This window comes from Opitutia bacterium ISCC 52 (assembly GCA_014529675.2).
GTDB lineage: Bacteria > Verrucomicrobiota > Verrucomicrobiia > Opitutales > UBA2995 > UBA2995.
This window is the reverse complement of sequence record CP076040.1, coordinates 4,632,779-4,645,748: the sequence shown is the minus strand read 5'-3', so window position 1 is coordinate 4,645,748 and position 12,970 is coordinate 4,632,779. Positions and strand designations below refer to the sequence as shown.

The window sequence follows — 12,970 nt, the reverse complement described above, 5'->3', positions numbered from 1 at the left end:
TACCCTATTAGTAAGCTGGACAGAACGATTTCTTACACGACCGGCGATTTTTTTGTATTTCAGGCCAACCGCAGGCTTAATCGGAATCGCGTCTTTCCTTCATCGCTCGAAACCAGATTCAGCGACTCGACTTCGGGTATAGTGACGACATCCAGGCCTTCGTAAACGGTCAGCTTGTCTACGCAGGTACCAACGCTTTTCGAACACGCGACTACCGCTACCTGGGAACCATCGGGGTTTTCGACTCCCTTTACCTCAACCTCAAAGAAGGCGACAACGAAGTCCTGTTCACCCTAAAGGAAGGTTTCGGTGGCTGGGGAATGAAAGCGAAAGTAGACGACCAGAGTGGGCTCCATCTCAAGTAAGTAAGCTTTAGATCTAAGAAGTCATGGGGAGGGGGTAGATATTCCGATCCCTTCTGAGAAAATCGAGAGAACGGAAAAGAAACCTTCTGCCCTCATCTTTAATCAATCCGTTTAATGCTTACTTTAACGCCACTTCCGGGTCCGGATCGTCCGCGGCTTCAAAGAAGCCAATAAACATTTCATCCCAGGATTGCTCGCCAAAGACCACGCGTTGGGTTGGGTCAGGATTGTTGGGGTTGCCAACCGAATTATCAAATGAACCCGTTACCACCAGCCAAGAACCTGCCGGTACGCGAAGCGGTTCTTTCAAATAGTATGATAGCTGCCACTGGAAATCGTACCGCGGTACGTGGAGCAAGGTCTTGCGTTTTCCATCAGGGGTTAGGAGCTCATACCGCATCCATTTACCGCGGAAATGCATATGAGGGAACAATCCGTAGATCGTCGATGGCTTCTTAAATGCATAGGTAGCCATGTGGCGGGCATCGGACTCGCCCGGAGGAATATCCAGGTCAGTATCGATGGCCTGCCGTGTTTCACCATTCCGCTCCTGTGGACCATCAGCCAGGTAGAAAGCCATCTCGGTCATGTCCGACTCTGGCTCCCCGGTGGTAGTATAATGGATTTCCAGAGTCAGCGTCGAATTAGCCGGTAGACGCTTGGCAACGCCCTCCGGGTATTTCAGAGAATCGGCACCCGGTGCCCACCCGTAGAAGAACTGCCCCAGCCTGCCGCCGTCTCTCGGTGCACCTGGCCAATTCACGTAAAGAATGACGTGATGGACCACCGTCAGATTCCCGGGTTTCACATCCATACCGTTGAGCCACACATCTTCGTTGAATGGATTCTTCACCTCAATGTAGCGGTAGGGCTCAATCCCGGTTGCTTTAACCTGTTGGACTTCTGGAAGCTTAATAACTGCATCCGGTTTCCCAAGACGCCAATAGGGCGTTTCAGGTAGCGGATCGGTCAACGGATCGTGCCCTTCACTCTTGGGGCTACCGGCCTTGATCCAGCTGAGCAGGGTATGCTCCTCTTCACGGGTCAGGTTCTGTTCACCGATAAAATTTCCGTACTTGGGATGAGGATCCCAAGGAGGCATGCGCCGGGTCAACAGCACCTCCTCCATCATGGCGGAGTAATTGGATACCCGACTATGACTGGTCATACTCCAGGGCCCAATCGCGCCAGGCTGATGACACTCCACGCAATTCTTCTTCAATATCGGCGCAACCTGAGCCGCGTAGTCGGGTGCGTCATCCGATGTGCTGACTTTCGGATAGGAAATAATACACCCGACCGACCGCGTTCGTGGAGTTGTGATCTCGTCACCAGCCAGCAGTTGATCCATTGCATCCTTCAAATAGTGTTTGGTCGCCTTGGGTTTTTCGGCTCCTTCACTGAGCTGATCATTGATAGCACCGCGGTAAACAGGCTCCCAAGAAAAGGTATCAATCAAAATCACCTCAGCGGTGCGATTGACCCCGTAGGCATAAGCCACCGTCTGTTTAGTATCGAGCAGGTAGGTCATATCCCGAAGTCCCAATCGTCCGATCTCACGACGAATGTCTCGCGCCGATTCATCGGCATAGGAATTAACGATCCAGAATTCAATTCCCTGGGCAGCGTATTCTCGCTCGAGTTTCGTAAAGGTCTGAACGCTCTTCCGAGCAATCGGGCAACCCGTGCCAGTAAAGAACAGCGCCACTGCCTTTCCACGTGCACCATAGAGCTCAACGTTATTTTCCCGCGTATCGAGCAGGTTGAAGTTGGGCAACTCACGCGCTGTCAGGGACAGTCCGGATATAAACAGCAAAGCGCCTAGGGCGAATTTCTTAGATCTTGTATTCATAAAATAATCGAAGGGGCTAGAAACATAGTAACGCTGACCTAGGCCTTTGGTTACTGACTAAATATATAAACAAACAGATTCACACCCAAGCGGGTATAGAAAGCATGAGCATAGTCGCTGATCTCCTGACTATGGTAGTACCGAAAAACACGCCAATCCCCATTTGGCTCTTCGACCCAGGCAGGCATACCGGGTGTTTCACAATAAATCACATCACTGCGGCCATCTTCGCGCGTGGTGTCATAGCTCTCACCTCCGTAAGCAGCTTCACTCAGACGGTCCGATAATCCCTCCGCACCTTCACGCACTCGAAACCCAATGCGGGTGGTCCATTGACCAAACTCAGATTTCCCCCAACCCATGGCCATGATGGGCATTGCCATGACGGCGACCCGGTCATCCTCGCGCATGACCATTGTGGAATACGTTCCCTGCGGCCATTTCTCATTGATGATGAATTCGCGAATTGCTTCAGGTAATGGGGTGGCATCCGGCAAGCCGGCATAGTAGGACTTGAAAAACACATCGCTACGGGACAAGGGCTCGAACCGGCGTTCAGGATAAATTTGTTTGAAAGCAGCTTCCACCTCTGGACTGACTTCCCAGTCGGCGAAACTATGCATCTGACCGTGTCGCACATTGCCTCGGAGAAAAGACGCGTTGATGCCGGCATCCAGAAACAGAAAACCTCCACGCTCAATGAAGAGCCGTAAATTCTTCACTTCGCCTGAAGTCAATGTCCAGTCGGCTCGATCAGCAAAGTTTACGTAGATCACCGGGTGTTTAAAAATGACCTCATCCTCGAAAGATTCGATGTAGATGGGAAACGGGTCCACGTTCAGGGTAGTCCGTTCCCGAACCTCGGCGAGCAGGCTGGGCAATGCATCGGCATACTGACGCCGCATCATATCTCCCTGAACCAACTGCACAACCTTGAGATATGGCACATCCTTATTGGGAAGGGACGGTTCTGCTTTTTCGCCTTCCGCTTCCACGACCGCGTGCATCGTTGGCAGAAGCATATGGCCAAGGGCCAGAATAAGAATGTATTTAAATGTTTGCATCACAGTTGGACACCCAATCGCTTAAGCATCTGATCTTTTATGTAGAGGGCAAGCGGATGTTGTGGATCTTTGTCCACGACCGATTTCAAGAAATTGAGTTCCTCAGGATCGTTCATACCGATAAGATGCATGACCGCACGACGTTGGATCAACCAATCGCTATCCTCCATGGATAAGTGTAGGGTTTCTTTTACATCTGGCATACCACGTCGCACGAGTTCGTCCAAAGTCATCATTCGGATACGCGAATCTTCATCGATTAGAAAGTCAAACAACATGGGCTCAGCTTCCTTATCGTCATATCGACGCGTCAAACCAAGTGCAGTTTCCCGGACCTTGGAGTCACGAGCGAAGGCTAATTCTTCTATTATTTTTTCAGGCACCTTTTCACGACTGGATCGTAGAAAGTTTAGAACCTGAATACGCACCCGCTCCGATTTGTCCTGAGCCAACTCAAGGATGCGGCTGCTATCCGCTTTTATATCAGCATACCCTAGGTAAATTCGCAGGGCTTCCAAACGGTAGGTCGGATTGTCCGATTTCAGCAATTGATCCACCAGGCTTCGTACATCCGTCCCTAATACCGTGAGGTTCTTAATGAAGGTCGTTCCCTGCTCCTGGTTATAGCTCCCTGCCAAGACAGCTTGGGTGATCTTTTGAGCCATAGGGAAACCAGGATTCAATCGAAATATCGACAACTGAGCCTCGTTCACGACTTCCGCATTGTCATCTTCCAACAAGATTTCCAACCAAGGCATGGCGGAACCCGTAAGGTCAGTAGCCAACATGTTGGCAAAGAGCAGACGAATACTCTGGACTGAATCAATGACCAAACTCTCGGCCTGTTGGAGCACGGTGGTATGGCGATTGATGCGGGCAGAAAGGCGCAAGGCTTCGAGGCGCACCATATCATCCGTATCTCCCAATAGAGACGCGAGCACTGTCTCAGGAAGTTGAATACCCAAGTAGAAATAGTAATTCAACATGTTCCGTCGAACCACTACATCCTCATCGAGAAAAGCATTGATGAATCGTTGTCGAACCTGAAGAGGCAACGTTGGGCGAATTGGAATCAACTGGCTTCCTCGATTATACGAATTCCACAAGTTGATCAGCATAGCTAAACTCGAAGACACCATGCGACGAATCTCTGCATCCTCATCATTAAGTAACAGCATCATCGGTTCTACTGCATGGGGTGGCATGGAAGCCTGAATTTCAACTAGAGAAACCAACGCTGCCCGCCTCACTCGCACATGAGCATCGGATAAGCCTTTTACCACACCATTCAATGCACTGGGATCTTCATACTTACCCAGAAGCATGATGGATCCCACACGGGCATCTACATTGGCTGATTGCAAGTCAGTTAACGCACGGCTGATGGTTTCCTCATGCGTGAGCTGCGCATCCTCAGTGGCGGCTTCTTGTGCGTTCAGTGAAAAGGAAGCGAATAAACAGAAACTGCCCAGTAGATAAAAAATGATTCTAAACTTCGATGCCTTCATTTGAGTCCCAGGATCCGCCTGCGATACCATTCACTCAGAAGAAACAAAGCCAACACAATGAAATAGGGCCAACTGTGTGCCCAATAAATTCGCTGCTGAACCACCGGGATATGATCGGCGACAGGAATGTCTTTAATCGACTTCCAATCCCGGTATGAGATGTATTCACCACCACTCAGACGAGCGGCGTCTCTTAATAGAGATTCTTTAAAGGACGTGTCGGACAATTCCGGTCCTGTAGGTGATACGGCAAAAAAAGCATCCTGCTCCAGGAGCTCACCATCCTCATACTCCACTGAGTAGCGGACATGGAATTCTCCTGAATCAGCAGGCAGAAAATCGCCCTCATATTGACCCGGCAAAGTCAGAGATGGATTGAGCAACACATCCGCAGTCTCTCCGTTGGGTTTTTCAATAAAGGCAGATACACGAGCATTTGACTCGGCTCCAAAATCCTGTGCTCGGACCTTTAGATCAAGGTCGACCGAACTATCGAGAGACTGAACCGTCCCTTGCAATGGCATGTCCATACGTTCCTTACCACCACTGGCCAACCAAAACAGAAGCTGGCGCCAAAACAGTCCATGCTGCTCTACTCCCTTGTCCGACTCCATCCGCCAGCGCCAGGTATTCTCGGTGCCTAAATATGCAGTGCTCCCGGCCCCAAATGCTTGAACCACCAGAACGGGGGTGTTGCGACCCTTCGTTGCAGCAGAGGTTCGTCCTCCACGACTGACAGAGCTTCCTAAATAAACCGGCGTGTTCTCAGGCAGGAAGGGCCCAGGGCTTTGAAAAAGGGAACCTCCCTTATTTCCTGCAAATACAGGATCCATCTCCAATTCGAGATACCGTTTGTCCTTATACAAAACCACGTCGGCTTCTTTCACTGGCAACATGGAGGTTAGGACTTTCGGTGATTGGTCCATAGGTCCCAGCGCAAGCAGACCAGCTCCTCGCTTGGTTACCACGTTGCGCAAAGAATTCAGGACAGCCTCGCTGAGCAAATGTGTTAACCGCGTATCAATAATCAGTGCATCGTACTCAAAGTAAAATGACGGTTCTTGGGGAAGCTCGGTTAAAGGTACGGATTCCTCCTCGGCCGCTTTATTTTGCAGGTATGACTTCGGTCCGGTACGGATAAAGCTATCGAGTGAAAAGCCGGGATCATCTTTCAACGCTTGTTTAAGAAAGCGAAATTCCCAGTGCAGTTGAGATCCGAGGTAAAGCAAGCGGTACTCGTCTGGCTTTTTGATCTCCATGGTAGCAAAATCCACATCGGAAGCGGGATTGGTATCCTCCACCAATGGCTCCACCCGTAAGCGATAGGTACGCACCCCGGCGTATTCTGCACGGTCTTCGAAGTTTACGTCGCGCGTTTCTCCAGATTCGAGCTTAATGGTTTTTTCCTGCAGCAACTCACCCCCACGGAATAGCTGAACGGTTACCGGTTTATCCGTATTGAAATCATTCGTAACCTTGCCACTGACTTTAACGACCTCCCCAACTTCGGCTTCCAGTTGCGAATCGGTAAAGTGCACACTGATATCTCCGGGAGGAGCATTCTCTCCTATCCCGATGACTGAGATAGGGATACCGGCGTCACGATATTGCCGGGCGGCTTCGACTAAAAGGGTGCCTGCATTCTCATGTCCGTCGGAGATCAATAAAACTCCTCCCAAGGATCTGCCACGATCCTGGCTTTGTTTTAGCACCTGCATTAAAGCATCTCCGGGAGCACTTTGCCCCGCAGGTGTGAAAGCACCACCCAGGCGCCAAGGAAGAATCGATTCCTGAAATAAGTATGGATTAAGTGGGTACGTAGCGAGCGGACCATTAAAAAGATTTTCCGGGTTTTCAAATTCGATCATCTCTCGCAACACCGCCTCACGATTAAGAGCCCCTTCTGTATCCGGAGTGTCCATACTCCCAGACGTATCGGCGAGGACCACAAGCTCGAAGGCTTCCGGATCCGGATTTTCTCGGACAAAATAAGGATTCGCTAAGGCTAAGAATAAGGCCAGCAAAGCAGCACCCCTCAAACAAGCCAAAGCGATCCGGTAGCGGCTGGGAATCCAAGCCTGCAAACGCAATACACTCCACACCAAGGCTCCGGCAGCCAATAGAACCACCAGAAGAACTGCCCAGATCGGAAATGGAAAATCAAAATACATGAGTACTACGAGTTATTCGCTCCTTCCTCTGCCAATTGCTCGAAATATCGTTCCACTTGCGAACGATACTGCTCGGGCGGATCACTGGATTGTCTCAACATATCCAGTTGAAGCTCACGGATAGCCGACCGCAGTCGCTCCAGCAACACTTGACTTGCCTTACCTAGCAACTCGTCCGTTGCACGCACTTGACCAGACCAGTTTTCCGATTCTTCTTCGGTCTTTAATTCACCCGCAAATTCTCGTAACTCAGGGTCATCCAATTGGCTGGCGATATCAGAAAGGGTATTTCCTAACTGCCCTTGTAAGGCTCTTAGCCCTTGCTGCCCTTCTGGAGATTCACCCTCGGCCTGCATTTCCTGCAAAGACTCACGGGCCTCCTGTAGCTCTGCCAGGGCACGACGCATTGCGGCATCAGCCAGTTGCGGCATTTCTGAGGCGGTCTCTTCGATACTTTCTGAAAGATTGTCCATAGCTTGAGCCAACTCATCCTGAATAGGAAAGGCTCGGCCATAACGCCGGTAATGTATTGCGTTTTCAGCCCGGGACATCTGCCCTTCGAGATTTTCCTCATCGGCCTGCTCAGCGAGTTCCTCTAACCCAGAGGCGGCTTCAGGAAATTGCTCCCGTAGCTGATTGGCTACTTCACCGAGTCGTTCCTGCCATTCTTCAAAGGATTCAGAGATGCCTTCCTGCTGTTCCTTAAGGCCCGCTTGTTCTTCCTGGTTCAGTTCACCTTCGTCTGCCTGGCGGCTTTGGCTCGCCGCTTGACGTTGCTGAGCGGCTAATTGCTGCCCTTCACTTGCCAATCCTTCCATCATGGCTGCAGCAACCTGGTTAATGCCCTGTTCAAGTAAAGTTGCAGCGCTCATCAAACCTTGTTGAGCACGCTGACCATTTCCTTGAGCCATGGAAGGTTCTCCTTCCTGCAATTGACCGGCTCCTTGATTCATTTGCTCGGCTGCTTGATCCACTAGAGGAGCCGCTGGGGTTCCGGGCATCAAACGTTCAAGGCGGTCACGCATTTCCACAGCCTCACGAGAAAGTTCGGACTGCGCTTCTGCAAGTTCGGCCAACTCCTCGTCGGTCGGATTGCGGCGAGAGGCACGATCCATTTCCTCATTCAAATTATTTTGCTGATCAATGATCGAATTCAGGTCGTCCAATGCCTCCGGTAGTTCGGCAAATTGTGGAGCCTCACTCTGATTTTGATTTTGTGGATCTTGTGGTTGCCCTTGCGATTCGCTTTCTGACTCGGACTCGCTTTGGCTTTCGGAATTGCTTTGATTGCGGCTGAGTTCTGCTTCGAAAGAAACTAGTTCTGCAAGCGCCTGCTCCTCTGGCGCAATAGCGAGATCAGTCGCGTTACTGTTAATCATTGTCTCCGCCTTTTCCATAGCTTCTCGAGACCGAATAAGAAATTCCATCAAGTGTTCCTGCCCCTGTTGTGTAAGGATGGGGGCCGCCTGCACCATGACATTTTCTATAACGCCCCGCAATTCTGCCAGATCTGTTCCAATCTCCTGATTGGCAAACTGGTTTTCGTCGGGAGGTAATCCAAGCGCAGCGTAGGTATCGCGAATGATTCGTTTGAGCTCGATGACCAAGGCACGAACATCCACTTCCTCCGTTTCGCCTTCTCCATCCATGCCTTCGAGTTCGATCGGTTCTTTGTCGACTCTTATCTCAATAAAGAAGACTTCCGAACGAATGATGTTCGGCTCAGGCTCCTTATTATCCATGACGGTGGCCGAATAAGAAATCACATCCCCATCAAGCACTTCGAGTTCGAATAGATCCAAAGATTCAAACAGGTTGAGTTCAATCGGACCGGGTTCGCGATCAAGGTCACCCTGGTGTAATGCCAGAGATTGTTGGCGAGTTCCCGATATAGAAAGATTAAGGATCAAGGCATTCACCCCGAAGTCGTCCGCCACGAACAATTCAAGAGGTATCAAATCTTCTGGTTTAGCCGTCGTGTCTTTTCCTGGCTGGATCCATTCGACCACCGGCTTCTCGTCGGGTAGCACTTTAAGCTCTACCGTTTCTGTCTGAGCTCGGTGTCCGGTATTGTTGGACATGACAAAGCGAAGAGAAGATGATTCGTCAGGACGAATATCGAACCCGAAGGTACCCGAGTCATTTTTCATCAACGGCAATGCATCTTCACCAAATTCAACTGACAGTTCCTCGATCGATTCACCCGTCAGTTCGAATGAAAGCAACGTGCCTTCCAGCAACTCCAGGTCTTTGAGTGCGTCGTAAGACTCGGACTCGTAACCACTGTAGGCAGGTGGTTCGACGGAGAGCTGGAAGAGATCAATCACGGGAGGATCGTAGGCGAGCACCATGTACCAGGGAGAAGTCAACGATTGCGTCTCAACTCGAAATTGAAAGTCTTCCGAGACATCATAAAACACAAAATCCGATCGACCATCGCCGGCGGCATTCATCGGGAAACGCACCGTCTCCCCGTTTTCTTTAAACTCAATGATGCATTGCTGATCCCAGCGGGTAGGAACAGCTTCCGCCCGAAGGTCTTCATTGCGCGCAACTTCTAAAGGTTCTGGAGTTACTAAAAACCCAGTAGACTGTCCACGCACCCAATCGCCAAGCTGATACCGAAATTTCTGTGAGACATCAAAAAAGTGAGCAAATCCGAGTAACAAGACAGCCAACACGAAGATACCAGATAGTGGGAAAAAGCTGTAGCTGCGTGGAATCAATAACTTGTCCAAGTTATAATCGGCAGTCTGCTTATTCACCGATTGAACGAGCAGATTTTCCAAGGTAGATCGCTCTGCCTGCGGGACATGCGAAATTTCTACCGCAGCGTTGAGACTGTCCATTAATTCCGGATGTGCCTGTTCAACCTGTTTCGCCAAGTCGGCTAGCTGGACCTGATTACGTATAATTCGGATCAAGCCTATTGCCGTCACCGTCGCAGAAACCGAAATCGCAGCGAGGCTAAAGAAAAAAGCCGTGCTTTCTTTGAAAACAAACAGGTACTCCAATAACTGGAGCAAACAAAAGAGTAGCCCCATTCCTGCCAGGCAGGCACCCACCCAGGCTGCAATGCGAAGCAACAACAGCCGGTAAGCAATGGGCTTTAACTGTAGGACAGCGTTAGTCATTTCAGGCAGGATCGGCCTTCCCCAGGGCAGAGGGTTGAAGGGAGTCTTTCATTCCGGTAACAACAGACTCCAGGAAAAGACAAAGAAGGGCAATCATTAGCAGCCATGGCCACAATGGAGTTTCCACACCACCGGCCCCAGGCAAAGGCGCCGATGAAGAGGAAGCCTTAGCGTAAAGAGGCTTCTGGGATAGCAACGCCGGTAACCACTGCTCGGTATCCACACGGGCAGAGACCGATTCACTCGGGTTGACATTCACTTCTACAAACTTGCCTTCCAGCTCGAGGGCGCCAGGAGCCTCCACAGAATCACTCAGCCCAAATGCCTCTTCCATAAACAATTTGCTCCTCAGTCGATCCGTATCGAATCCTTCCTGAACCAGTTCACGTACCAGAGGCAAAAATGAGTTTCTCAAGGGTAGATCCGTCCAGCTTGGATCGAAGGCAAAGGTGGAAGCGTACGCGGTCCCCTGCCCGACTGCCAAACTGAGCAAAGCGGGTTCCCCATTCTCAAAGGCCATCAAAACCGTATCTTCCGAAGAAGCCTGTAATCGAACGTAACGGTATACGTTAACCAGGAACAGATCTTTACCAGCCCCGTCGCCAAATGTCTGAGCGAGACGACTTGAGGGGTTTATGTAATTTAAATGGTACGGTTGCTGACGCTCATTGGTATTCCCGGCAAGTCCCAGAAAGCGAGATTGCATAATATCATTGTTTTCGAGTGCCCGGAAGTGTTTGGGGAATCCTTCTCCAGGCAGTAACAATGCCGTTCGTCCTAGATTGAGGTAGGCCTTTAAATCCTCCCATTGCTCATCTCTCAAATAGGAGCCCGCAGCTGGAACAATAACCACATCGGCCTCTTCCAACAGACTGGCTTCAAAGAATCCTCGATCCAGAGCGGTCACTTCAAAGCGCACCCAATCGGTTTCCGACTCCACCTCCAATGCTGTCTGCAAAAAATAGAATGCATTGACCGCCTGCGGTTCATCGAGATTCGGGAGGAAGGCGTAGACCCTTACCACCGGTGGCGGAGCAACCCAAAAGTGCCAGACGTTATCACGATTATAGCTATCGGCTGGAATATTTGCGCTTAGAGCGATTGCCTCTTCCACATCAAGTAGAAAGGTGAGGTTGCCAGACTGGCCAGCAGGCAGGTTGATGGATTTCTCCTCAGAAATGCCTTCTCCGTTTAGGGTAACGTTTAGGGTTTCACCGTCCTCAGAAAAGTTCCGAAGTGATACTAATACTCGCGCCTGATTCTTCCCAACTGGCACCGTATTCACGTTTACAATACCTATGTTGGGACCCCTGCTGGCTGAAGGTGTGAGAAAGGCCATCTCGACATCCTCGGGCACTCCTGGCAGATCGCGTTGCCAATCAGTCTCCTGGAAATCGGAGACCAGGACAAGACGCTGCTTCGTCTCAGGTCGAAAAAGTCGAACCGCGGTATCAAGAGCAGTTCCCGGATTACCGGCGGTATATTCGGGTGTAATGCCTTGAAGAGTAGTCTCGAGGGAATCCCCATCGGTAGTTGGCGGAATCTGGGCAAGTACCCGATCTGCAAATACGACAAGACCTCGCTCCTGAGCATCGTCCTCAGTCATGTCACGTTGAACCGCATTGACAGCATCGGCCCATACCGATCCTCGGCTCATACTGGAGGAGGCGTCGACTACATAGATCGTTTGTTGGGAGGATCCACCGGCGGCAACCTCAGGTAAGGGCTCAACCCAAACCGGTTTGGCAAATGCCAGCACTATGCCCGCGTAGAGGCATAGTCGAAGGAGCAGGAGTAGCAAGTCACGGAGCTTACGCTTTTCTTTGCGAGGAAGCTGGGAGCGATGAATAAAACGAATAGAAGGAAACTTCAAATTCACTGCCAATTCCCGGTTGATAAGGTGCAACAGAATCGGCACTGCCAAGCCGGCGAGAGCGAAAAGAAAGAGACTGTTCGTAAAATTAAGCATCTACACAATCGACTCCCTATGGTGCAAATATTGGCTCAAAGCGCGGCCGAGATGGTCGGTGGTAAGCAAGGGCTTGTAATCGACCTGTGCCCGCCGAAAGCCTCCTTTAAGGTCACCCATAAATTGATCCATGGCTTGTTGATAATCTCCTCGCACAGCATCAGCAAAGGTCGTCACCTCCTGATTAGTTTCGGCATCGATGTATCGAATGGGATAACCATGTGGCAAATCCAGTTCGTCCGGATCGAGGATCTGCAAGGCCAAGCAATCGCAATGCTGGAAGCTTAAGTTTTGCAGCATGCGTGGAAGAGTGTCCTCTGCTTCCAACATGTCGGACAAGTAAACCACCAGTCCGCGACTCCGCATATGGTGGGTTATTGATTTGAGAAGCTTTTCGTGATTGGCACCTCCAGTAGGCTGCAAACGTGTCAGGGCCTGCAAAAAGCGATGCAGCTGCCCATTACGGTGTCCCGGTTCGAGTGCTTCAACAATGGAATCCTGGTAAGCGAAGAGCGAGATGTTATCTCCTTGCCGGGTTGCCAGGTAAGCCAGGCTGGCTGCGATCATACAAGCATAGCGAAGCTTGGAACAAGCCGCCCGATCTCCCTGGTAGTGATGCGAAGCACTGGCATCGATAACAAAGTAACAGTTCATGGAGGTCTCCTCCTGGAACACTTTCGTCACCAGTTCGTCTCGCTTGGCGTACACCTTCCAGTCCAGGTATTTGAGATCTTCTCCTGGCACGTAGTTGCGGTACTGAAGAAACTCCGTTCCAAAGCCGTGAAATACGGAGCGGTGCATGCCGGATAAAAAACCTTCGACGGCCGCTTTGGCCATCAGGAAATAATTTTCGATCCGGGTTAAATGAGCCGGATCCAATAAATCTTTGTAGGCAACGGCCATGCGT

The 12,970-nt window shown here is 50.6% G+C and carries 7 protein-coding genes; all 7 read right to left on the bottom strand.

Features of this window, described 5'->3' with window-relative positions; genetic code table 11:
• Window positions 1–483: 483 nt before the first annotated feature.
• Genes GA003_20070 through GA003_20040 form a run of 7 tightly spaced genes read right to left on the bottom strand, consistent with a single transcriptional unit; the run spans window position 484 to window position 12,966 of the window.
• Complete coding sequence (locus GA003_20070) at window positions 484–2,217, bottom strand: redoxin domain-containing protein (protein QXD28264.1); 1,734 nt, start codon at window positions 2,215–2,217, stop codon at window positions 484–486.
• A 50-nt stretch (window positions 2,218–2,267) separates the two neighbouring features.
• Window positions 2,268–3,281, bottom strand: coding sequence for a DUF4159 domain-containing protein (locus GA003_20065; protein QXD28263.1), 1,014 nt, complete (start codon window positions 3,279–3,281; stop codon window positions 2,268–2,270).
• A complete protein-coding gene (locus GA003_20060) occupies window positions 3,281–4,789 on the bottom strand; it encodes a HEAT repeat domain-containing protein (GenBank protein QXD28262.1) in 1,509 nt (502 codons plus the stop codon). The genes GA003_20065 and GA003_20060 overlap by 1 nt, the downstream gene beginning before the upstream one ends.
• Entirely contained in the window at window positions 4,786–6,960 is a 2,175-nt protein-coding gene (locus GA003_20055) for a VWA domain-containing protein (protein QXD28261.1), read from the bottom strand. The genes GA003_20060 and GA003_20055 overlap by 4 nt, the downstream gene beginning before the upstream one ends.
• A 5-nt stretch (window positions 6,961–6,965) precedes the next feature.
• Window positions 6,966–10,094 carry a hypothetical protein gene (locus GA003_20050; protein ID QXD28260.1) on the bottom strand — a complete coding sequence of 1,043 codons (3,129 nt, stop codon included), beginning with the start codon at window positions 10,092–10,094 and terminating at the stop codon, window positions 6,966–6,968.
• A 1-nt stretch (window position 10,095) separates the two neighbouring features.
• Window positions 10,096–12,063 (bottom strand): BatA and WFA domain-containing protein, encoded by a 1,968-nt coding sequence (locus GA003_20045; GenBank protein QXD28259.1) that lies wholly within the window; start codon window positions 12,061–12,063, stop codon window positions 10,096–10,098.
• Window positions 12,064–12,966, bottom strand: coding sequence for a DUF58 domain-containing protein (locus GA003_20040; GenBank protein QXD28258.1), 903 nt, complete (start codon window positions 12,964–12,966; stop codon window positions 12,064–12,066).
• Window positions 12,967–12,970: the final 4 nt, after the last annotated feature.

What these genes read in the sequence shown, in the direction of transcription:
- GA003_20070 (QXD28264.1), bottom strand. Translation starts at nt 2,217, where the DNA reads ATGAATACAAGATCTAAGAAATTCGCCCTAGGCGCTTTGCTGTTTATA.
- GA003_20065 (QXD28263.1), bottom strand. Translation starts at nt 3,281, where the DNA reads ATGCAAACATTTAAATACATTCTTATTCTGGCCCTTGGCCATATGCTT.
- GA003_20060 (QXD28262.1), bottom strand. Translation starts at nt 4,789, where the DNA reads ATGAAGGCATCGAAGTTTAGAATCATTTTTTATCTACTGGGCAGTTTC.
- GA003_20055 (QXD28261.1), bottom strand. Translation starts at nt 6,960, where the DNA reads ATGTATTTTGATTTTCCATTTCCGATCTGGGCAGTTCTTCTGGTGGTT.
- GA003_20050 (QXD28260.1), bottom strand. Translation starts at nt 10,094, where the DNA reads ATGACTAACGCTGTCCTACAGTTAAAGCCCATTGCTTACCGGCTGTTG.
- GA003_20045 (QXD28259.1), bottom strand. Translation starts at nt 12,063, where the DNA reads ATGCTTAATTTTACGAACAGTCTCTTTCTTTTCGCTCTCGCCGGCTTG.
- GA003_20040 (QXD28258.1), bottom strand. Translation starts at nt 12,966, where the DNA reads ATGGCCGTTGCCTACAAAGATTTATTGGATCCGGCTCATTTAACCCGG.